General features: G+C 74.2%; 19 protein-coding genes and 1 pseudogene. 14 read left to right on the top strand and 6 right to left on the bottom strand.

Features of this window, described 5'->3' with window-relative positions:
- Positions 1–132 precede the first annotated feature (132 nt).
- On the bottom strand, positions 133–948 hold the full coding sequence (locus ACGFYH_RS18220) for a pyrimidine reductase family protein (protein ID WP_393804135.1): 816 nt from the start codon (positions 946–948) through the stop codon (positions 133–135).
- Positions 949–1,355: 407 nt separating this feature from the next.
- On the opposite strand from ACGFYH_RS18220, the gene zapE reads away from it, so the two are divergent.
- From zapE to ACGFYH_RS18180, 8 genes are all read left to right on the top strand, one after another.
- A complete protein-coding gene (zapE, locus tag ACGFYH_RS18215; RefSeq protein ID WP_393804134.1) occupies positions 1,356–2,465 on the top strand; it encodes a cell division protein ZapE in 1,110 nt (369 codons plus the stop codon).
- Between the two features lie 280 nt (positions 2,466–2,745).
- Entirely contained in the window at positions 2,746–3,150 is a 405-nt protein-coding gene (locus ACGFYH_RS18210) for a hypothetical protein (RefSeq protein WP_393804133.1), read from the top strand.
- Positions 3,151–3,230: 80 nt separating this feature from the next.
- Complete coding sequence (locus tag ACGFYH_RS18205; protein ID WP_393804245.1) at positions 3,231–3,812, top strand: carbonic anhydrase; 582 nt, start codon at positions 3,231–3,233, stop codon at positions 3,810–3,812.
- A gap of 8 nt (positions 3,813–3,820) precedes the next feature.
- The gene (locus ACGFYH_RS18200) at positions 3,821–5,311 is read left to right on the top strand and encodes a SulP family inorganic anion transporter (protein ID WP_393804132.1); all 1,491 of its coding nucleotides are present in this window, start codon (positions 3,821–3,823) and stop codon (positions 5,309–5,311) included.
- 103 nt (positions 5,312–5,414) lie between these two features.
- The gene (locus tag ACGFYH_RS18195) at positions 5,415–6,191 is read left to right on the top strand and encodes a slipin family protein (RefSeq protein ID WP_393804131.1); all 777 of its coding nucleotides are present in this window, start codon (positions 5,415–5,417) and stop codon (positions 6,189–6,191) included.
- A gap of 90 nt (positions 6,192–6,281) precedes the next feature.
- On the top strand, positions 6,282–7,649 hold the full coding sequence (locus tag ACGFYH_RS18190) for a PhoX family protein (RefSeq protein WP_393804130.1): 1,368 nt from the start codon (positions 6,282–6,284) through the stop codon (positions 7,647–7,649).
- 53 nt (positions 7,650–7,702) lie between these two features.
- On the top strand, positions 7,703–9,226 hold the full coding sequence (locus ACGFYH_RS18185; RefSeq protein WP_393804129.1) for an FAD-dependent oxidoreductase: 1,524 nt from the start codon (positions 7,703–7,705) through the stop codon (positions 9,224–9,226).
- Positions 9,227–9,317: 91 nt separating this feature from the next.
- Positions 9,318–10,166, top strand: coding sequence for a polysaccharide deacetylase family protein (locus tag ACGFYH_RS18180; RefSeq protein ID WP_393804128.1), 849 nt, complete (start codon positions 9,318–9,320; stop codon positions 10,164–10,166).
- Between the two features lie 101 nt (positions 10,167–10,267).
- Here ACGFYH_RS18180 and ACGFYH_RS18175 read toward each other — a convergent pair.
- A pseudogene (locus ACGFYH_RS18175) lies at positions 10,268–10,525 on the bottom strand (ATP-binding cassette domain-containing protein); the annotation flags it as partial.
- Positions 10,526–10,569: 44 nt separating this feature from the next.
- Here ACGFYH_RS18175 and ACGFYH_RS18170 point away from each other — a divergent pair.
- Together ACGFYH_RS18170 and ACGFYH_RS18165 are read left to right on the top strand one after the other, a co-directional pair.
- Positions 10,570–11,319, top strand: a complete 750-nt coding sequence (locus tag ACGFYH_RS18170; protein WP_393804127.1) for a peptidyl-tRNA hydrolase — start codon at positions 10,570–10,572, stop codon at positions 11,317–11,319.
- A gap of 127 nt (positions 11,320–11,446) precedes the next feature.
- Positions 11,447–12,874 carry a DUF692 domain-containing protein gene (locus tag ACGFYH_RS18165; protein WP_393804244.1) on the top strand — a complete coding sequence of 476 codons (1,428 nt, stop codon included), beginning with the start codon at positions 11,447–11,449 and terminating at the stop codon, positions 12,872–12,874.
- 194 nt (positions 12,875–13,068) lie between these two features.
- Here the strand turns inward: ACGFYH_RS18165 and ACGFYH_RS18160 are convergent, their stop codons facing one another.
- Positions 13,069–13,326: a hypothetical protein gene (locus ACGFYH_RS18160; RefSeq protein WP_393804126.1), complete on the bottom strand. Its 258-nt coding sequence runs from the start codon at positions 13,324–13,326 to the stop codon at positions 13,069–13,071.
- Positions 13,327–13,572: 246 nt separating this feature from the next.
- Between ACGFYH_RS18160 and ACGFYH_RS18155 the strand changes: the two genes are divergently transcribed.
- On the top strand, positions 13,573–14,370 hold the full coding sequence (locus ACGFYH_RS18155; RefSeq protein WP_393804125.1) for a TIGR04222 domain-containing membrane protein: 798 nt from the start codon (positions 13,573–13,575) through the stop codon (positions 14,368–14,370).
- A gap of 116 nt (positions 14,371–14,486) precedes the next feature.
- Positions 14,487–16,076 (top strand): alpha/beta hydrolase, encoded by a 1,590-nt coding sequence (locus tag ACGFYH_RS18150; RefSeq protein WP_393804124.1) that lies wholly within the window; start codon positions 14,487–14,489, stop codon positions 16,074–16,076.
- 103 nt (positions 16,077–16,179) lie between these two features.
- On the opposite strand, the gene hemQ is transcribed toward ACGFYH_RS18150, so the two are convergent.
- Positions 16,180–16,911, bottom strand: coding sequence for a hydrogen peroxide-dependent heme synthase (gene hemQ, locus ACGFYH_RS18145; protein ID WP_393804123.1), 732 nt, complete (start codon positions 16,909–16,911; stop codon positions 16,180–16,182).
- A 5-nt stretch (positions 16,912–16,916) separates the two neighbouring features.
- Complete coding sequence (hemG, locus tag ACGFYH_RS18140) at positions 16,917–18,401, bottom strand: protoporphyrinogen oxidase (protein ID WP_393804122.1); 1,485 nt, start codon at positions 18,399–18,401, stop codon at positions 16,917–16,919.
- A 270-nt stretch (positions 18,402–18,671) separates the two neighbouring features.
- Here hemG and ACGFYH_RS18135 point away from each other — a divergent pair, with 270 nt between their 5' ends.
- Positions 18,672–19,664, top strand: a complete 993-nt coding sequence (locus tag ACGFYH_RS18135; RefSeq protein ID WP_393804121.1) for a DUF4349 domain-containing protein — start codon at positions 18,672–18,674, stop codon at positions 19,662–19,664.
- A gap of 27 nt (positions 19,665–19,691) precedes the next feature.
- On the top strand, positions 19,692–21,089 hold the full coding sequence (locus ACGFYH_RS18130) for an FAD-dependent oxidoreductase (protein ID WP_393804120.1): 1,398 nt from the start codon (positions 19,692–19,694) through the stop codon (positions 21,087–21,089).
- Between the two features lie 13 nt (positions 21,090–21,102).
- Here ACGFYH_RS18130 and ACGFYH_RS18125 read toward each other — a convergent pair whose 3' ends face one another.
- Positions 21,103–21,465: a hypothetical protein gene (locus tag ACGFYH_RS18125; protein WP_393804119.1), complete on the bottom strand. Its 363-nt coding sequence runs from the start codon at positions 21,463–21,465 to the stop codon at positions 21,103–21,105.
- Between the last annotated feature and the right edge of the window lie 300 nt (positions 21,466–21,765).

Genomic DNA, 21,765 nt, shown 5'->3' with positions numbered 1-21,765 from the left:
GAAACCATCCTGCCCCGTGATCGCACGGGTACTGCCGGATTCAGTGTGCCCGGCGCGGACTAAGCGGAACGGAAGATTCCGTCGATTCCCGGATGTGCGGCGACAACCGGACCCGTGTCCGCTCGCCGTCGCTCACCGGGGCCCGGCAACGCCCTGGTCGCGCTGGTACCGGCTGAAGAGGAAACCTTCCTCCTCCAACAGGGACGCCAGTGCGAACCGTCGCGGAACCTCGACCGCGGGTCCGCCCGCGATCCGCTGCGCGTCCCCCGCGGTCAGCAGCGGGGAGACGGTCAGGCACAGCTCGTCGAGCACGCCGGCCGTGACGAACTGCCCCAGCAGCCGGGGACCGCCCTCGGTCAGCAGCCTGGTGTGGCCGAGCCCGGCGAGCGCCCGCAGGGCCCGGGCGGGGTCCACACCGACGCCGTCGCCCGCGGTCACCACCCGGGCGCCGGCCTTCTCGGCGGCCGCGATCCGGCCCGGAGCCGCCGCGGCTCCGGTCAGGATCAGGGTGGGCACGAGCGGCGAGGCGAACAGCGGCAGGGAGAAGTCCAGCTCGAGGCTCGCGCTGACCACCGCGACGACCGGCACGGGACCCTGGCCCGCGGTCCGTCGCGCCTCGGCGAACTCCGCCCGCGCGCGAGCCGGGCGGTACCCCTCCTGCCGTACGGTCTCGGCGCCGGCGATCACCACGTCCGCCAGCGCGCGCAGGGTGCCGAAGACCCGCATGTCGGCCGCGCTGGAGATGGGCTGGGAGCGGCCGTCGTGCTGCGCGGCACCGTCGAGGGTGGAGACCATGTTGGCCCGCAGCCACGGCTCCCGTCGCCCGTCCGGCTCGGGATAGGCGTAGGCGGCGGCCAGCTCGGCCAGGCTCCACTCCCGGTCGGTCCCGTCGGGGCCCGGGCCGGCTGTCCGATCGGTCACAGGGGTCACGGGGAACAGACGTCGCATGCGGTGCAGTGTTCCACGCACCGGCGCCCCGAACCGCGCGGGCCGACGCCCCGGCGACCACGCCCGGTCACCCACCGCGACCGCGGACAGCGACCGGCCTCCGCGGCCCGCCGGCACCGCGCGCCTCCCCGCCCGCCGCGCTCGCGGAGCAACGGCCACCACGGTCCGAGGCCACGGCGAGTCCGGGGCGCAGCGGACGGCCGGGGCGGAGCGGTCGGAGCGGTCGGCCGGGGCGGGCCTCCGGCGGGAAGCGCACCGCGGTGCCGGGCCACGCCACCTCGTCCGGCGGGACTGTGCCGCACTCCGGGCTCCGGGCCCGACCCGCACACGCAGCCGCCCGCAAGCGCACCCGCACCCGCACCCGCGCGGCGGCAAGGGCGTCCGAACAGGCCCTACCATTGACCACCGTGTCGTCCTCCTCCCCCGCCTCCGGCCCCGCCCCGATATCCGGGACGGCTCCCGGTCCGCTGTCGCTGTGTGCCCGCGAGCCCCATGTCCCCGCGGACCACCTGGTGGCCGAGATGGTGCCCCCGCCGCGTTTCGACTCGGTCCGCTTCAGCACGTACGTCCCGGACCCGGACCAGCCCAGCCAGCGCGAGGCCGTACGGGTGCTTGAGGACTTCGCGGGCGGGCTGGGCGAGGCGCCCGGCGCGTCCGGCGGCAGGCGCGGCTTCCTCGGGTTCGGCCGCAGGGCGCCGAAGACCCCGGCCGGGCCCCGCGGCGTGTACCTCGACGGCGGCTACGGCGTCGGCAAGACCCACCTGCTGGCCTCCCTGTGGCACGCCACCCCCGCCGAACCCTCCCGCAAGGCGTTCGGCACCTTCGTGGAGCTCACGAACCTCGTCGGCGCCCTCGGCTTCCAGCAGACCGTGCGGACCCTGTCCGGACACCGCCTCCTGTGCATCGACGAGTTCGAACTCGACGACCCGGGCGACACCGTCCTCGTCTCCAGCCTGCTCGCCCGGCTCGTGGAGGCGGGTGTCGCGCTCGCCGCCACCTCCAACACGCTGCCGGGCAAACTCGGCGAGGGACGGTTCGCGGCGGCGGACTTCATGCGGGAGATCCAGGGCCTGTCCGCCCACTTCCACGCTCTGCGCATCGACGGCGACGACTACCGCCACCGCGGTCTGCCCGAGGCCCCGGCGCCGTACTCCGACGAGCGGGTGACCCGCGCGGCACGGGAGACCGAGGGTGCTTCCCTGGACGGCTTCCCCGCCCTCCTCGACCACCTCGCCCGCGTCCACCCCAGCCGCTACGGCGCCCTGACCGACGGTCTCACCGCGGTGTGCCTCACCGGGGTGCGTCCGGTGCCGGACCAGTCGACCGCGCTGCGGCTCGTGGTGCTCGCCGACCGGCTCTACGACCGCGAGGTGCCCGTCCTGGCCTCCGGGCAGCCCCTCGACCGGCTCTTCAGCGAGGAGATGCTGGAGGGCGGGTACCGCAAGAAGTACTTCCGGGCGATCTCCCGGCTCACCGCGCTGGCCCGGGACGCGGCGCCCCTCACCGACACCGCCTGAGTCCGGCCCGCCCCGGGTCCGGCCCGCCCCGGGTCCGGCCCGCCCCGGGTCCGGCGCGCTCCGAGTCGGCTCGACACGCCCCGAGAACGGTCCGTTCGCGCCAACCCACCCGCGATTTTCAGGCTCTCTTCAGCTCGTAACGCTACGTTAACCCTGCAAAGCTCTCCGCAGGGTTAACGTGGTTCTTGACCGCGCATTGACCCTGCGTTGGTCAAGTCATGACCGTGCGCCGACCATGGACCGGCACACGGCGAAGGCGTGAACTGCCTGGAGGGGGCGTATGTTCCGGGACGCGACGGCACGGACACGGGTTCCGCTCCTCGCCACGGTCCTGGTGGCCCTCCAGCTCTTCGCTCCGTCGGTATCCTTCGCTTTCGCGCATACGAGCCGTGATGTCATGGCCAACGCCCACCCGGACATCCTCGTCTCCGGCCCGGCGCCGCACGACGAGCGGGCCACGTGCCACGCCACCCCCCGGTCCGGGAACCCGCACGGTCCCGCGCGCCTCCGCGACCGGCACCGGACCACCGCCGCGCCCCAGCCCGAGCCACCCCGGCGCCCGCTCCCGCACCGGCGTGTCCCGGCCGCGGACGAGCCCCGTGTCTCCGGCACGGCGGCCGGGACACGCCGGTCCAGACCCGCGACGGACCGCTCCCCGGCGGCACTTCAGGTCTTCCGCTGCTGACGGACGACCGGTACACCCCCACCTCTGTTCCACCCGTCCGACGCGCCCCCACCGCGCGCCAGGAGGAATGCCGCATCATGATGCAACCCCTCATCGACAACGCCCGTATGTTCGGACAGCACCCTGAGGAGTTCGCCGGGCACGCCGAAGGCCAGTCGCCCGAAGTCCTGTTCATCACCTGCTCCGACTCCCGGGTCGTACCGGCCCTGATCACGGGCGCCCGGCCCGGCCAGCTCTTCGAGCTGCGCACCGCGGGCAACATCGTCCCGCCCTACGGCGCCGAGCACCCCTCCGGCGAGGCGGCCACCATCGAGTACGCCGTCGAGGTCCTCGGAGTCGGCGACGTCGTGGTCTGCGGTCACTCGCACTGCGGCGCCGTCGGCGCGCTGGTGCGCGACGACGACCTCACCGCCGTACCCGCCGTGCGGGACTGGCTGGCACAAGCGGCCGACGAGCCGGGGCCGTGCGATCCGGCCGATCCGACGGTCGCCGGGGCCGTGCGGCACCACGTCCTCGCGCAACTGCTGCGCCTGCGCTCCTACCCCTGCGTCGAGAAGCGGCTGGCGGACGGCCGACTGCGGTTGCACGGCTGGTACTACGAGGTCCACACCGGCCTCGTGCGCCAGTACCGCGCGGCCACCGACACGTTCGAGACCCTGTGAGCGCCGGCATGCCCCTCATAGCCGGCCGGAACCGGAGGTTCCCGCACTGGCGGCAGGATCTCACCGCCTCGTTCGTCGTGTTCCTGGTCGCGCTCCCGCTGTGCGTGGGCGTGGCCGTCGCCTCCGGGGTGCCGGCCGAACTCGGCCTGGTCACCGGCATCGTGGGCGGTCTGGTCACCGGATTCCTGCCGGGCAGCAGCCTCCAGGTCTCCGGCCCGGCCGCCGGCCTGACGGTGCTGGTCTTCGGCGCGGTCGACCGGTACGGACTGTCCGCGCTCGGCGTGCTCGTGCTCGCCGCCGGGCTCATCCAGCTCGTGATGGGCGCCCTGAAGCTGGGGCGCTGGTTCCGGGCGATCTCCCTGTCGGTCGTCGAGGGCATGCTGGCCGGCATCGGCCTCGTGCTCATCGCGGGCCAGCTCTACCCGGCCGCCGGTCTGGAGGCGCCCGCCTCCGGCATCGGCAAGCTCACCGGGCTGCCCGGGGCCGCCGCCGGCGCGCTGGGCAGCACCGAGGCGCTCACCTCGCTCGCCCTCGGTGCGGGCACCGTCGCCGTGCTGGTGCTGTGGAAGCGGCTGCCGAAGCGGGCGCGGACCCTGCCCGGCGCGCTGGCCGCGGTGGTACTGGCCACGGCGGTCACGGCGGCGCTGGGTCTGCCGGTCGCCACGGTCGAGGTCAACGGCCTGCTGGACTCCGTCCAGCCGCCCGGCGCCGACGCGTTCGGCGAGCTGGCGAACGTGGGCATCCTCGGCACCATCGTCGCCTTCACCTTGATCGCCTCGGCCGAGAGCCTGTTCAGCGCCGCGGCGGTGGACCGGCTGCACGACGGCCCGCGCACCGAGTACGACAAGGAGCTGATGGCGCAGGGCGCGGGCAACACGGTGTGCGGTGTGCTCGGCGCGCTGCCGATGACCGCGGTCATCGTGCGCAGTTCCGCCAACGTCGGCGCCGGCGCCCGGACCAGGGCGTCCCGGGTGCTGCACGGCGTGTGGCTGCTGCTGTTCGCCACGCTGCTGCCCTCCGCGCTGGCCCTGATACCGCTGCCCGCGCTGGCCGGCGTCCTGGTCCACGCGGGCTGGAAGCTGATCCCGTTCCGCGGCCTCGTGTCGCTGTGGCGGGGGCACCGGGGCGAGGCGCTGATCCTGGTGGTCACGGCCGTCTCGATCGTCGCGGTCAACATGTTCGAGGGCGTGCTGATCGGACTGGCCCTGTCCGTGGTCAAGGCCGCCTGGGACGCCTCGCACCTCAGGCTGGAGATCGTCGACAAGGGCGCGGGCCCTGTCCAGGCCCATCTGACGGGCAACGCGACCTTCCTGCGGCTCCCGAAGATGCTGGAGAGCCTGGAGGCGCTGCCGCAGGACCGCCCGGTCGAGCTGGACCTGTCCGGGCTGCACCACCTGGACCACGCCTGCCGCACGGCTCTGGAGAACTGGGCCGGGCGGCACAGCGCCGCCGGCACGGACCCGGTGAAGCTCACGGAGCCGGAGAAGTCGGGGGTGTAGCGGCTGGGGTGCCGCCGCCCGGCCCGGGGCATGGCCCCGGACCGGGCGGCGGGCCTATCGTGACAGAAAGGGTGAAAACCGTCCTCCGAGTGAGGAGGCCGCCATGCTCCAGGAGCTGGTGACCGCGGCTGCCGCCGTCGGCGGCGCGGGCGTCCTCTACGTCGCCGCGGCGGCGCGGGTCGTCAAGCAGTACGAGCGGGGGGTGGTGTTCCGGCTCGGGCGGCTCGCGGGTGAGTCGCGCAGTCCCGGGTTCACGATGATCGTGCCCTTGGTGGACCGGCTGCACAAGGTGAACATGCAGATCATCACGCTGCCGGTGCCCGCCCAGGAGGGCATCACCCGCGACAACGTCACCGTGCGGGTGGACGCCGTCGTGTACTTCAAGGTGGTCGACGCGGCCAACGCGCTGGTCCGGGTCGAGGACTACCGCTTCGCCGTCTCGCAGATGGCCCAGACCTCACTCCGGTCGATCATCGGCAAGAGCGACCTGGACGACCTGCTGTCCGACCGGGAGAAGCTGAACCAGGGGCTGGAGCTGATGATCGACAGCCCGGCGGTCGGCTGGGGCGTGCAGATCGACCGCGTCGAGATCAAGGACGTCTCCCTGCCGGACACCATGAAACGCTCGATGGCCCGCCAGGCCGAGGCCGACCGGGAGCGGCGGGCCCGGGTCATCAACGCCGACGCCGAACTGCAGGCGTCGAAGGTGCTCGCCGAGGCGGCCCGGGAGATGTCCGAGACGCCCGCGGCCCTCCAACTGCGACTGCTCCAGACGGTGGTGGCGGTGGCCGCCGAGAAGAACTCCACCCTCGTGCTGCCCTTCCCGGTGGAGCTGCTGCGGTTCCTGGAGAGGGCCCGGGAACACCCGGTGGAGCGGTGACACGAGCTACCCGCGTGGTTCCCGGGACTCCTGGCAGGTGATAGACACGGCGGGGTCGCGATCCTGTCCGCCAGCAGGAAGGTCACCCCCATGTCCGCAACCCGACGCCAGGTGCTCGCCCGTACGGGAGCCCTGGGTGCAGGCATCGCCTTCACCGGCGCCCTCTCCGAACTCTTCGCCGGCACCGCCGCCGCCCAGTCCCCCGGCCGCGCCGGCTACGGTCCCCTGGTCCCCGACCCCGACGGGCTGCTCGACCTGCCCGAGGGCTTCCGCTACCGGGTGCTGTCCCGCGAGGGCGACCGGCTGCGCTCCGGCGAGGGCCCGGTGCCGTCCAACCACGACGGCATGTCGGCCTTCCCCGGCAGACACGGCCACACCCGCCTCGTCCGCAACCACGAGAACCGCGCCGACGCCCGCGTACCGGTCCCCACCGTCAAGGGCCTGACGTACGACCCGGAGGGCAAGGGCGGCTGTACGGCGCTGGAGCTGGACTCACGCGACCACGTGCTGTCCGAACGGGTGGCGATCGCCGGTACGGCCGTCAACTGCGCGGGCGGGCACACTCCCTGGAACACCTGGCTGACCTGCGAGGAGACCGAGGACCGGGCCGGGACCAACGGCTACACCAAGGACCACGGCTTCATCTTCGAGGTCGATCCTGCCGACCCGCACCGCACGGGCGCGGTGCCGCTGACCGCGATGGGCCGCTTCCAGCACGAAGCGATCGCCGTGGACCCGCGGCGCGGCGTCGTCTACGAGACGGAGGACGCCTTCGACCGGCCCTTCGGCCTCTTCTACCGGTTCCTGCCCGAGAAACCGCTGGGCGGCAGGGGCTCGCTGCGTGCGGGCGGCCGGCTCCAGGCGATGCGCGTGCCCGGCGTGCCCGACCTGTCCTCGATCCAGGAGACGGGCGCGGCCTTCGACCACATCGAGTGGGTGGACGTACCCGACCCGCTGGCCGCCGGGACGCCGATCCGCTTCCAGGACTTCGGCCGGGGCGGCATCACCCACGCGCAGAAGCTGGAGGGCTGCTACTGGGGCGGGCGGAGCGTGTACTTCGTGTCGTCCTTCGCCCACAGCGACGAGGGCTCGGCCGCCGACCACTACGGCCAGATCTGGCGCTACGACCCCGAGCGGCGCCGGCTCACCCTGGTGATCGTCTTCGGCCCGGACACCGACGTGCAGCTGCCCGGCGAGTCCCCGGACAACATCTGTCTGGCGCCCAGCGGCGGCCTCATGGTCTGCGAGGACGGCAACGGCGCGCAGCACGTCTTCGGCGTCTCCCGGCGCGGCGAGGTGTACGCGATGGCCCGCGGCGCCCAGAACATCGGGACGGAGGAGGAGCCCGAGTGGGGTGAGTTCGCCGGCGTCACCTTCTCCCCGGACGGCGACACGATGTACGTCAACTGCTACACGCCCGGCACCACCTTCGCGGTGACGGGCCCCTGGCGCCGGTAGCGGGGGCGCGCCGCCCGGTCCATGAAGCCACAGCAATGGGGTACCCGGGCCGCATGACTCAGAACGTGCAGGTCAGCGGCTCGTACTGGCTTCAGACGGCACCGGGCGGCGCGCCCCGCCCCGCGCTCGCGGAAGACCTCGATGTCGACGTCGCCGTGATCGGCGCGGGTGTCGCGGGGCTCAGCACGGCCTGGGAGCTGGCGCGGGCCGGGCGCAGTGTGGCGGTGCTGGAGGCCGGGCGGGTCGCCGCCGGCGTCACCGGGTACACCAGCGCCAAGCTGACCGTGCAGCACACCCTGATCTACGAGAAGCTGCGCCGCACCCGGGGCCCCGAGGGCGCCCGGCTGTACGCACGCTCGCAGTCCGAGGCGATCGAGCACGCCGCCGGGATCGTCGCCGAGCTGGGCATCGACTGCGACTGGGAGACGCGCGACGCGTACACGTACGTCCGCGACCCGGGCCGCGTCGACGAGCTGCGGGCCGAGGCGTCCGCGGCCGAGGAGGCGGGGCTGCCGGCGTCGTTCGTGACGGAGACCGGGCTGCCCTTCCCGGTGGCGGGCGCCGTGAAGGTGACCGGGCAGGCCCAGTTCCATCCCCGCAAGTACCTGCTGGCACTCGCCGGTGACCTGGAGGCGCACGGCGGGCGGATCTTCGAGGACACCACCGTCCACGGTCTGGACGAGGGCGAGCCGTGCCGTGTGAAGACCGAGGCGGGAGCGACGGTCACCGCCCGGGACGTGGTGGTCACCACGCATTACCCGGTCTTCGACCGGGCGCTGCTCTTCACCCGTCTCTCCCCGCGCCGCGAGCTGGTCGTCGCGGGGAGCGTCGAGGCGGACCGGGACGTCGACGGCATGTACATCACGCCGGAGGAGAACACCCGCTCGGTGCGTACGGCGCCCCTGGAGGACGCGGACCGCCGCCTGCTCGTCGTCACCGGGGAGCACTTCACCCCCGGCACGGGGGACACCCGCGAGCGCTTCGACCGCCTGGCCGCCTGGGCGACGGAGCACTTCCCCGGCGTCGACCTCACCCATGCCTGGGCCACGCAGGACATCGACCCCACCGACACCGTGCCGATGGCCGGCCCGCTGCACCCGGGCGCGCGGCACGCCTACGTCGCCACCGGCTTCGGCGGCTGGGGGCTGAGCGGCGGCATGATGGCGGGCCGGCTGCTCACCGCGCAGATCGCCGGCGAGGAGTGCGCGTGGAGCGGGCTGTACGACCCGCGCCGGCTGCTCACGGCGGTGCGCGAGGCACCGGCGCTGCTCAAGACGCAGGCCGAGGTGGCCCGGCACTTCGTCGGCGACCGGCTGCGGCCCGCCCCGCCGGTGGACGCGCTGCCCCCGGGCGAGGGTGCGGTGGTCCGGGCGGGCGGTGACCGGCTCGCGGTCTACCGGGACGAGGAGGGCACGCTGCACGCCGTCTCACCGCGCTGTACCCACCTGGGCTGTCTGGTCGGCTTCAACGCGGCCGAACGCGCCTGGGAGTGCCCCTGCCACGGTTCCCGCTTCGGCACGGACGGCAAGGTGCTCGAGGGCCCGGCGACGAAGCCGCTGGAGCAGCGGGACATCTGACACCCGGGGGCGTGAGCCGGGCGGGTGACCGGGTCGGCACGTCCCTCCGCACAGTCATACGAGCCGAACATTCCACTTCTACGTTCGTACGGTGATCACTCTCGTACGACGCGCCACCGCCCTCTGTGTCCTGGGCGCCGCACTCGCCGCCTGCGGAACCACCGGCGCCGAGCAGGCCCCCCGCCCGGCGCCCTCGGCCCCCGTCCCCTCCGCCTCCCGGACGCCCACGCCCACCCTCGCCCCCGGGCCCGCGGGTCTCACCCCCGTCTTCGAACACGGCTCCCGCGGGGAGGGCAGGACGGTCGCCCTCACCTTCGACGCCGACATGACCGCCGACCAGGGGCCGCGGGCGGCGGCGGGCGAACGGTTCGACAATCCCGCGCTGATCGCGACGCTGCGCGAGCTGAAGGTGCCGGCCACGGTGTTCATGACCGGCCGCTGGGCCGAGGAGTACCCGCAGGAGGCCCGTTCCCTCGGCCGGGACCCGCGGTTCGAGATCGCCAACCACTCCTACAGCCACTACGCCTACACCGAGGACTGCTACGGCCTGCCGACCGTGTCCAGGGAGCGGATGCGGCCGGATCTGGAGCGTGCGTACAGGGCCTTCGAGAAGGCCGGGGTGCCGGACCCGATGCCGTACTTCCGTTTTCCCGGCGGCTGTTACGACAAGGCCGCTCTGAAGGAGCTGACCCCCAGCGGCGTCACCGCCGTGCAGTGGGACGTGGTGAGCGGGGACGCCTTCGCCACGGACGCCGACGCGGTGACCCGGCAGGTGCTCGACGGGGTGCGGCCGGGTTCGGTCGTCGTCATGCACTGCACGCGCAGCGCCGCCCCGGTGACCGAGGAGGTGGTACGGGCGGTCGTGCCCGAGCTGCGCCGTCGGGGCTACCGCTTCGTGAAGGTCTCGGACCTGATCGGCGCCGCGAACGGCCGCGGCTGACGGCCTGGGCTGGACACATGAGCGACCACGACCAAGGCCCGGACGGCCCCGGCTGCGAGCCCGGCGGGACACCCGTGCACGGTGCCGAGGTGGGTGAGCTACCGGACGGCCGTGAAGGGCGGGGCGGGCGGGAAGCGTTCCGGGACACAGGCCGTGCGCGGACGGCCGGTGACCCGGCCCTCGGTGAAAGCGTCGATCCCGGCGAGCAGGCGCAGGAGCGTCGACTTGCCGGTGCCGTTGGCGCCCTCGGCACGGACGAGGGAACCGGGCACCACGCCCAGCTCGACCCCCCGCAGTACCCAGGGGCCGCGCAGACCGTAGCAGCGGCCCACGCCGTCCAGCCGTAGCTCGCGTTGCATGGGGCCGTACTCTCCCAGGCGCGCGGGTTGGCAGACTGTAGGGCGTGAGCAACGACCCGACGACACCCGTCCCCGCCCCCACCCCTGTTCCTGGCAGTCCCTTCCGTCCCGAGCCCGGCGACCGCGACCAGGCGCCGCAGTTCGTGCTGCCGCTCGTCGTGCGCATCGAGCGGGCGGCGCCGCCGCCCCGTACCGACGCGCTGGAGACCGCGGCCCGGGCGGTGCTGGTGCTGCTCGGCGACGAGCGGTCGACCGGTGAGGGCGAGTGGGCGCGGGCGATGCGGGACTGGCAGGACGCGCGCATCCGCAAGGTCGTGCGGCGGGCCCGCGGCGCGGAGTGGCGGCGGGCCGAGGCGCTGCCCGGCATCACGGTCACCGGCAAGACCGCCGAGGTGCGGGTCTTCCCGCCGGTCCCGTTGGACGGCTGGCCGAAGGACCTGGCCCGCCTCCAGGTCTCCGGCACCGACCTCGACGACCCCGAGCCGCCGGTCGGCGCCGACCCCACCGCGCCGGTGCTCTGGCTGAATCCCGACTTGGGCATGTCGGCGGGCAAGGCGATGGCCCAGGCGGGCCACGGTGCGCAGCTCGCCTGGTGGGAGCTGTCCGACGGCGAGCGGACGGCGTGGCGCGACGCGGGCTTCCCGCTGTCGGTACGCACCGCGGACCCGGCCCGCTGGACCGGCCTCACCACCGGCGGCCTGCCGGTGGTGCGCGACGCGGGCTTCACGGAGATCGCGCCGGGCTCGTGCACGGTGGTGGCGGACCATCCGGCGCTGCGGCGGGAGAACTCGTAGGCGCGGAAGGCCGGCGCCGCCACGAAGCTCAGATGTTGCTCTGAACATGCCCCGTTCACGGTTCGTCCCGGGCCGGGCGGGCGATATCCCCGGCATGTTCGCGGGAGGGGAGGCAACCATGGAGCGCATGGCGCCGCTGGGCACCGGCATCGGATGGCGGCCGGAGATCGCGGACGTCGTCGAGCGGATGCCCGGCATCGAGTGGGTCGAGGCCGTGTCCGAGAACCTGTGTCCCGGGCATCTGCCCGACTCGCTGCTGCGGCTGCGCGAGCGCGGCGTGACCGTCGTACCGCACGGGGTCTCGCTCGGGCTCGGCGGCGCGGACCGGCCGGACGCGGGGCGGCTGGCGGCGCTGGCCGAACGGGCGGAGGTCCTGGGGTCGCCCCTGTGCACCGAGCACATCGCGTTCGTCCGGGCGGGCGGGGCGCCGACCGCCTCGCCGACGCTGGAGGCGGGGCACCTGCTGCCCGTGCCGCGCACCCGCGACGCCCTCGACGTGCTGTGCGAGAACGTGCGCATCGCACAGGACGGGCTGCCCGTGCCGCTCGCCGTGGAGAACATCGCGGCGCTGATCGCCTGGCCGGGCGAGGAGATGACGGAGGGGCAGTTCCTGTACGAGCTGGCCGACCGGACCGGCGTACGGCTGCTGATCGACGTGGCGAACCTGCACACCAATCATGTCAACCTCGGTGAGGACCCGGCCGAGGCGCTCGGTGAACTGCCCCTGGAGGCCATCGCCTACGTCCATGTCGCGGGCGGCTTCGAGCGGGACGGTGTCTGGCACGACAGCCACGCCCACCCCGTTCCGCGGCCGGTGCTCGACATCCTGACCGACCTCGCCTCGCGCGTCGTGCCGCCGGGCGTCCTGCTGGAACGGGACGAGGACTTCCCCGACGGCGACGAGATGCGCGGTGAGGTGGAGGCGATCCGCGGCGCCGTCGCGAAGGGGCGGGCGGGGAGTACGGCGGCCTTCGGGGGCGGGGCGGCGGCGCGCACCGCGGGTACCGGACCCCGGCCCGGGTCCGGCTCCGGCTCCGCCTCCGGATCCGGATCCCGGTCCGCCTCCGGATCCGGATCCCGGTCCGCCTCCGGATCCGGATCCCGGTCCGGGTCCACCTCCGGGTCCGGGTCCGCCGACGTACGGCAGCGGCTCGGGCTCGCGCAGGCCGAGCTGCTGTCCGCGCTGGTCGCGGGGACGCCGGTGCCCGAGGGGTTCGACCGGGTGAGGCTGGGGGTGCAGGCCCAGGCGCTCGCCGCGAAGCGGGCCGACGTGGTCGGGAAGGTCGCGCCCGAGCTGCCGCTGATCCTGGGCGCGCGGTACCGGCCGGCCTTCCTCGCCTACGCACAGGGGTCCCCGATGACCGGCGGCTACCGGCGGGACGCCCTCGACTTCGTCGAGCACGTACTGCGGACGGCGCCGGGGAAAGACGAGGACCCGGGGGTGCGGCGGGAGTTGCGGGAGTGGTGGCTGGAGCGGTCGGGGCCGGTGCCGCGGTCGGCCCGCCCCGGAGTCCGGCTGGCCCGTGCGACCAGGCGCGTTCTGCTGCGCCGCTGAACGGGGGACAGGCCTCGATCGTCTGGCAAGGCGGGTCGGGAGGCCGCCCGCCGTCGCGGGTCGCGTCCCTACCCTCCGGCGTATGACGGACCCCGAGGCACTGGAGCGGATCACCGCACGACGAGCGGAGCCGGATGGGCCCGAAGAGCTACTGGTCAAGCACCCCCTGGTGCGGCACGGGTGAGCCGGATGTATCAGGGGCCGGACACGCCGGGCGGCTTCCGCTCCTCGCCGCCGAGGGTTTGGAAGTTCCCGTAATGAGGATCGCCCACGCTGCGCCGCATCTCCGGGTGCGCCTTCGAGCCGCCGAATTTCCACGGGTTGCCGTCGCACACGCTGGTCTGCCACTGCTCCGCTGCCTTGTCGTCGGGATACATGCCCCACTCGCCTGTGCCGCTGCACTCCGACACCTTGTCGCCGTCGTCGTTGTCGTACACGGCAAGGTCGGTCACGACAACGGTGCCATCGTCCTTGAAGCGCAGGGTCCCGGCGTCGCCCCCGGTCCAGGTGCCCGCGCTGCCGGCCGAGCCAGTCGCGCCGGCGGCGATACGGGCGCTCCCCCGGAGCCGGACCTCGGTGACGCTCCTCGTCGCCGCACCCGGATGCGGTCGCTCCCCGGCTGAACGCCGGAGCCTCCTCACGAGAATCAGGTGACCAGGGCATGGCGCCGACGAGGGCCTCTGGCATAGAAGTACGGCATGTTCTGGGTCCTTTTCCTCGTCTCGGCCTGGGCCGTCGCCGGCCTCGCGTGCCTGCGGCTGTGTCTGGCCGCCGTGCGCGCGGCCGCCGTCGGCCCGCGCGCCGCGGCTCCCGAGCACACGCTGACGCTGTACGAGGCGGCGTTCCTGTCCGGCGGCCCGCGGCGGGTCGCCGACCTGACACTCGTCTCCATGGCTCGCCAGCGGCGGCTGCTGCTCGCGCACACCGGCTGGGCGACCGTCGTCGACCCGTGCGGACGCGACGACATGGAGCGGTCGGTCATAGGGGCGATAGGCCCCGCGGGGCAGTCCCGGATAGCACCCGTACGGGCCGACGCGGCCGCCGCCGACGCGGTACGGTGCCTGGCCGACCGGCTGGTCGGAGCGGGCCTCGCCGTGCCCGACGGCGGCGCCCTCGGGATCGCGGCAGGAGTGCGGCGGGTACGGGTCGCCTCGGTGACCGTGTGCGCGCTCGGCCTGGTCGCCCTGGCACTGCCGCTGCCCGCCACCGAGCCGCGCCTCCTCATCGCCCTCTGGTTCGCGCTGCCACTCGCCCTGGCCCTGGGATGCCTCGCCATCACGCGGATCGAGATCCACCCGTACTCGCGCTGGGCCTCCCCCGCCGGGCAACGGCTGATCGGCGCCCTCGTCCAGCAGGCCGACGGCACGGCTGACGACCGGGCCTTCCTCACCTCGGTCGCCGTGCGGGGCGTCCACGCGATCGGCGAACCGGACCTGCGTGCGGCCTTCGCCCATCGCGTGAAGTACGCCGGGGACCACTGGGAGCGCCAGGCCTGACGCACCGGGGGCGCGCGGACGCATTCGGCGCCGACACCCGCGGGCGGTGCTTGCCCTGCCCGGCCGGTGGCACCAACCATCCCTTGTGTCACCCCGTGCCACCGAAGGGATACGCGATGCGAGCTGCCGCCCTCTACTCGGCCGCCGGGTCCTTGCTGCTGACCGCTCTCGCCGCCGCCCCGGTGGAGGCGGGCCCGGCGCCCCCGGCCGGTCCCGGGTCGGCCGAGGCGCGCGGTACCGCCGTGGCCGCCCGGCGCGCGGCGGCGGCCGGTATCGGATACGGGGCGTGCCCGGAGGCGGAGGAGCTGCCGGGCAGTATGCGCTGCGGCACGGTCACCGTGCCCCTGGACTACGCCCACCCCGACGGGAAGCGGATCAAGCTCACCGTCAGCCGGGTGCGGGCCACGCACAAGGACCCGGACGACGGCAGGCACAGGGTGCCCGGGCAGGGCGCCCTCCTCTACAACCCGGGCGGCCCGGGCGGCTCGGGGCTGTACTTCCCGCTGGTGGGCATGGTGCCCGAGTGGAAGCGGATCGCGGCCGCCTACGACCTCGTCGGCTACGCCCCGCGCGGGGTCGCGCCCTCCGCGGCGCTGTCCTGCCAGGATCCCGGGGACTTCTTCAAGGGGCCCCGACCGGCCCCGACACGGCCCTCGGACGCGTACAAGAGGGAGCGCGCCGCCGAGGCCGCGGCGTACGCGCGTGACTGCGCAGAACGGGGCGGGGACGCGCTGCGGCACTACCACTCGCTCAACAACGCCCGTGACCTGGAGGTCCTGCGGGCCGCGCTGGGCGAGCGGCGGCTCACGTTCATGGGCGCGTCGTACGGCACGTACCTGGGGGCGCTGTACGCCGAGCTGTTCCCCTCGCACGTACGGCGGATGGTGTTCGACTCGGTGGTGAACCCGGACCCCGGGCAGGTCTGGTACCGCAACAACCTCGGACAGTCGGAGGCGTTCGAGGACCGCTGGGACGCCTTCAGGGAGTGGATCGCCGAGCACGACGACGTGTACGGGCTCGGGGACACACCGAGGAAGGTGCAGCACAGCTACGAGGAGGCGAGCGCACGGCTCGCGGCGAAACCGGCGGGCGGGACGGTGGGGCCCGCGCAGTTGCAGGGGGCGTTCCTGAGTGCCGGGTACTACGACGACTACTGGCCGCACCGCGCCGAGGCGCTGGCGGCCTACCTGCGGGGCGATCCGCAGCCGCTGGTCGAACAGGCGGGCACGCGTACCGAGGCGGGCGCGGTGGGAGCGGAGAACTCCAACGCCGTGTACACGGCCGTCGAGTGCAACGACGCGCCCTGGCCGACCGACTTCGGGGTCTGGGACCGGGACAACACGCGACTGGCCCGCCGGGCACCGTTCGAGACCTGGGACAACGTGTGGACCAACCTGCCGTGCGCCTACTGGCGGGCGCCCCGGCAGCAGCCGCTGGACGTGCGCACCGCGCCGGGCGAGCTGCCGCCGACACTGGTCCTGGCCGCCGAACGGGACGCGGCGACCCCGTACGAGGGTGCGCTGGAGCTGCGGCGGCGGCTGGCGGGCTCGGTACTGGTGACCGAACGGGACGCGGGGACGCACGGCATCGCGGGCGGACCGAACACCTGCGTCAACGGCCACCTGGAGGCGTACCTGCTGCGCGGCCGTCTCCCGGCGCGGGACGCGTCCTGCGCCCCGCGCCCGGAGCCACAGCCGAGGGCCTGACAGATCTGCTGGGCCGGACGGATCTGGCGGGCCTGACGGATCTGGCCTGGCGGGTCTGGCGGGTCTGGCGGGCCGGCTGACCCGGCGGGTCAGCCGGTTCCGGCTAGGCGAGCCCGGCCACCAGTTCCGCGATGTCCTTGCGGCGCCCGGTGTAGAACGGGATCTCCTCGCGGACGTGCCGGCGGGCCTCGGAACCGCGCAGGTGGCGCATGAGGTCGACGATGCGGTGGAGTTCGTCGGCCTCGAAGGCGAGGATCCACTCGTAGTCGCCCAGCGAGAAGGAGGCGACCGTGTTGGCGCGCACGTCCGGGTAGCCGCGGGCCATCTTGCCGTGGTCGGCGAGCATGCGGCGGCGGTCCTCGTCGGGCAGCAGGTACCAGTCGTAGGAGCGCACGAACGGGTAGACGCTGATGTAGTTCCGCGGCGTCTCGTCGGCCAGGAAGGCCGGAATGTGCGCGCGGTTGAACTCGGCGGGGCGGTGCAGCGCCATGTTCGACCAGACCGGCTCCAGCGCGCGGCCCAGCCTGGTACGGCGGAAGAGGTTGTACGCCTCCTGGAGCTGGTCGGCGGTCTCCGCGTGCCACCAGATCATCAGGTCGGCGTCGGCGCGCAGACCGGACAGGTCGTAGGTGCCGCGGATCGTCACGTCCTTGGCGGCGAGCTGGTCGAACAGCTCCTGGACCTCGTCGGCGTACCCGGCGCGGTCCTCGGGGAGGGTGTCCTTGAGCTTGAAGACGGACCAGAGCGTGTAGCGGATGACCTCGTTGAGGTCCTTGGCCAGCTTGCCCTTGTTGGGGATGCGCTCGGCCGCGGGGGTGGAGGCGTCGTCACTCATGGTCCCTATTCTCCCGCTCCGCCGTGCGGACCCCGCACCGGGTGTCCCGTGAGCTCCTCCACACCGCGCAGGCCGCCCCCGATCCGGTCGACGGCCGCGTACGCGCTCGCGATGCTCGCCGGGATGCCGACGCCGTCGTACGCCGCGCCGCACAGCGCCAGGCCGGGGAGCTTCGCCACGTGCTCGCGGACGCGGGCCACGCGCGCGTGGTGGCCGACGGGGTACTGCGGCAGGCCGTCCTGCCAGCGGGTGACGCGGGTGGCGACCGGCTCGGCGGTCAGGCCGGTGGCCTCGCCCAGGTCGTGCCGGGAGACGGCGACGAGGCCGTCGTCGTCGCGGGCCAGGATCTCCGTGTCGCCGTACCGGCCCACCGAGGTGCGCAGTACGACCAGCTCGGGGTTCTCGTCGGCGATCCAGCCCCACTTGCGGGAGGCGAAGGTGGAGGCCTTGATGGTGTGCCCGTCGACCGGCGGCACGAGGAAGCCACTGCCCTCGGGGAGCGCGGCGGCGTCGGAGCGGCGGTAGGCGAGGGTGATCAGGGCCATCGAGGCGTACTCCACCGCGGACAGCTCGGCCGCGGCGGCGGGCGCCTCGGCCCGCAGCAGCTCCGCGGCGGGACGGGCGGGGAGCGCGACGACGACCGCGCCGGCGTGCAGCACCCGGCCGCCGGCGACGATCCGCCAGCCGTCGCAGGCCGTGCGGCGCAGCTCCGTGACGGGCGCGCGGGTGACGATCTCGCCGCCCCGCGCGCGGACCGAGTCGGCGACGGCGGGCGGGAGGGTGCCGATGCCGCCCTCGATGCCCATGAACACCGGGCCGCTCGGCGGTGAGGTGGCCGTCCGGCCCTGCAGGGCGCGCACCGCCTCGGTGAGTGAGGTGTGGGTGCGGGCGGCGTCGAAGAGCTGGGGCACGGCCGAACGCAGCGAGATGCGGTAGGCGTCGCCCGCGTAGACCCCGCCCAGCAGGGGTTCGACGAGGCGGTCGACGACCTCGCGGCCGAGGCGCGCGGCGACGTACTCGCCCACGGCCACGTCGTCGCCGACCTCGGTGCGGGGCAGTTCGGCGTCGCGTTCGATGCGGGCCAGGCCCTCTTCGGAGAGCACGCCGGACAGGGCGGCGGCGGTGCCGGGGACGCCCATGACGTGGCCCTTGGGCATGGGGCGCAGGGCACCGCGGGTCCACAGGGAGGCCGACGCGGTGGACGGCGGCTGGAGGCGGTCGGCGAGACCCGCCGCGCGGGCCAGGCCGACGGCCTCGGGGCGGCGGGCCAGCACCGACTCGGCGCCGAGGTCGACGCGGACGCCGGCGATCTCGCCGGGCAGCAGCTTGCCGCCGACGCGGTCGGACGCCTCGACGACGGTCACCCGGGCGCCCTGCTCCAGCAGGCGGTGGGCGGCGGCCAGTCCGGCGATGCCGGCTCCGACGACGACGACGTGTCCAGGTCCCGTGTCCGCGGGAAGCTCACCCGCTGGGGTCTCACTTGCGCACATGTCCCCAGCGTCTCAGACACCACCGACACCGCCCCGCCGGTGTCCGTGCCCGCCCCCGGTTTCCGCGCCCGGTGTCCGTCCCCGGTGTCCGTCCCCGGTGTCCGTCCCCGGTGTCCGTGTCCGGTGTCCGTGTCCGGTGTCCGTGTCCGCGCCCGGTGTCCGCCCCGCGAGTCCGGACCGTGATCTCTTCGGAACCGTTCCGCGCCGTCGTGCGCGCCCCTCCGCGCGTCGTAAAGACATCAGTCGACACAACCCCGGGGGGTACCCACGATGCAGGCACGACGAGCGGCGGCCCGAAGGTCCGCTCCACCCGCCCGCGCCCTGGCCGGCCTGCTGCTGGTCACAGCGCTCGCCCTCACCGGCTGCAGCGCGTCGGACGCCGGTTCCGGCGCGGACGGCAAGGCCGGGGCGGCCGCGCCGCGGCAGGACTCGCGAGAGGCGGGCGCGCAGGCCGACGACCGGGCCGGCGCGGCCGGTGAGGGCGGGGCGGCCGGTGAGGGCGCGAGCGCGCCGCCGAAACTCGTCCCGACCCACATCATCCGCACCGTGTCCCTGAGCGTTCAGGTCGAGGACGCGCCCAGCGCGCTCGACGCGGCCCGCACCGCGACCGAGAACGCGGGCGGTTACGTCGGCGACGAGAGCACCACCCGGGACGCGGCGGGCCACGAGCGGACCGAGGTGACGCTGCGCGTGCCCGTGGAGCGTTACGAGGACGTGCTCGACGAGCTGGAGGGTGCCGGGAAGCTGCTCCAGCGCAACGCGAAGGCCGAGGACGTCACCGACCAGGTCGTGGACGTGGACAGCCGGGTGAAGTCGCAGCGCGCCAGCGTGGCCCGCGTCCGCGAGTTGATGGACCGGGCTACGGGACTGGACGACGTGGTGGCCCTGGAGGGCGAGCTGAGCACCCGTCAGGCGGAGCTGGAGGCGCTGCTCGCCCGGCAGGCGGCCCTGAAGGACCGCACGAGCCTGGCCACCATCACCCTCTCCCTGTCCGAGACGCCGGTGAAGCGGGCGGAGAAGGCGCGGGACGAGGACCCCGGATTCACGGACGCGCTGGCCGGCGGCTGGGACGCCTTCGTGACCATGCTGCGCTGGGTGGCGGTGGTGGTCGGCGCGGTGCTGCCGTTCGCCGCGGTGGCGGCGCTGCTCGCGCTGCTGTGGCTGCGGGCGGTACGCCCCCGGCTGCCGCGCCGTCCGGCACCGGCGCCCGCGGCGCCGCGCGGGGAGGCGTCGCCCGGCGAGGCGCCCGGCGCGCGGGACTGAAATGCCCCGCCCACGTAGCGTGTTCGCATGAGCATGAGCGCTGCGGGCGGTACGAGGGAGCGACTGGTCGTGATCGGCGGTGACGCCGCGGGGATGTCCGCGGCGTCACAGGCACGCCGGCTGAGGGGCCCGGACGAGCTGGAGATCGTGGCGTTCGAACGCGGCCACTTCAGCTCGTTCTCGGCCTGCGGCATCCCCTACTGGGTCGGGGGCGACGTGACCGACCGGGACCGGCTGATCGCCCGCTCGCCCGAGGAGCACCGCGCCCGGGACATCGACCTGAGGATGCGCACCGAGGTCACGGAGATCGACGTGGCCGGTGGGCGGGTACGCGCGCGGGACGTCGACTCCGGCGCGGAGTCCTGGACGTCGTACGACAAGCTGGTGATCGGGACCGGGGCGCGGCCGGTCCGGCCGGAGCTGCCGGGCATCGACGCGCCCGGGGTGCACGGAGTGCAGACGCTGGACGACGGGCAGGCGCTGCTCGACACGCTGGGCCGCACGCGTGGCCGCCGCGCGGTGGTCGTGGGCGCGGGGTACATCGGCGTGGAGATGGCCGAGGCGCTGATCAACCGCGGCTACGAGGTGACGGTCGTCAACCGCGGGCGGGAGCCGATGTCCACGCTGGACCCGGACATGGGCCGCATGGTCCACGAGGCGCTGGAGGGTCTCGGCATCGTCATGGTGAACGACGTCGAGGTCACCAAGGTGCTGACCGGGGACGACGGCCGGGTCCGTGCGGTGGCCACTCGGGACACCGAATTCCCGGCGGATGTGGTGGTACTCGGCATCGGCGTACGCCCCGAGACCGGGCTCGCCGAGGCCGCGGGGCTGCCGCTCGGCGTCCACGGCGGGCTGCTGACCGACCTGGCGATGCGGGTGCGCGGCCACGAGAACATCTGGGCGGGCGGCGACTGCGTGGAGGTGCTCGACCTGGTCTCCGGGCAGGAGCGGCACATCCCGCTGGGCACGCACGCCAACAAGCACGGGCAGGTCATCGGCACCAACGCGGGCGGCGGCTACGCCACCTTCCCCGGCGTGGTGGGCACGGCGGTCAGCAAGGTCTGCGACCTGGAGATCGCGCGGACCGGACTGCGCGAGCGGGACGCGCTGCGGGCGGGTCTGCGGTTCGTGACGGCGACCGTCGAGTCCACCAGCCGCGCGGGCTACTACCCGGGCGCCTCCCCCATGACGGTGAAGATGCTGGCCGAACGGCGCACCGGACGGCTGCTCGGCGTGCAGATCGTCGGCCGTGAGGGAGCGGGCAAGCGGGTCGACATCGCCGCGGTGGCCCTCACGGCCGGGATGACGGTGGAGCGGATGACCGCCCTGGACCTGGGCTACGCGCCGCCCTTCTCGCCGGTGTGGGACCCCGTGCTGGTGGCCGCCCGCAAGGCCGCCCGTGCCGTGGAGCGGCGGGGCTGAGGGGCGCCGGCGCTCACGCCGTCCCGTTGATGCGGTCGATGGCCTGCCGTGCCTGCTCGGCCGGGGGCCGCGACGGCAGGGAGGACACCGGGGCCGGGCCGCCCACCGGCGCCTGGGCGGCCGCCGGTGCCGGGGCGCTCACCGCGGGCGGCTGCTCACCGGCCGACCTGGCGTGGGCCGCGCCCCGCGTGGAACGCAGCCGGTGGCTCACCGCCTCGTCCAGTGTCACCGGGCGCTGCATCTGCGCGGCCAGCCGCCCCGCCTCCTGACCGAGCCGGGCGACGTCCTCCCATGGCAGGCGCAGCACGAGTGCGACCTCGGCCTCGCCGTCTGGCAGGGCGTGCATCGCCGGAGCCGGTGTGACCCGTTCGTTCATCGCCTGTTTCCTCACGTCGTCCCCGCCACCCGCCTTCCCCGGGCCGCGGGCGGTTGAGAAGGCATACGTACACACGGACCGGGGCGTTCAGCGGGTGACCTGGCGCACCGTCCACCGGGCGGGCGGTGGCGTCTCCGGTCGTCCCCGTCCATGACGTGGGCCAAGGACCCCGCGGTGGAGCGGGGCGCCGCGCGGTGCGCGGGTGTCGGCCTCGGACCCGCCGCCGGTGAGGAGGCCACCGGTCTTGTCGTACTCCTCTGTCGTCTGCTGCCCGAGTTCCCCTCGTGCCCCGGCCACCGC

The sequence above is a fragment of the Streptomyces sp. NPDC048392 genome (assembly GCF_043200575.1).
Taxonomy (GTDB): Bacteria; Actinomycetota; Actinomycetes; order Streptomycetales; family Streptomycetaceae; genus Streptomyces.
Note: the sequence above shows the minus strand (reverse complement) of the source record. Positions and strands in the feature narration are given on the sequence as shown.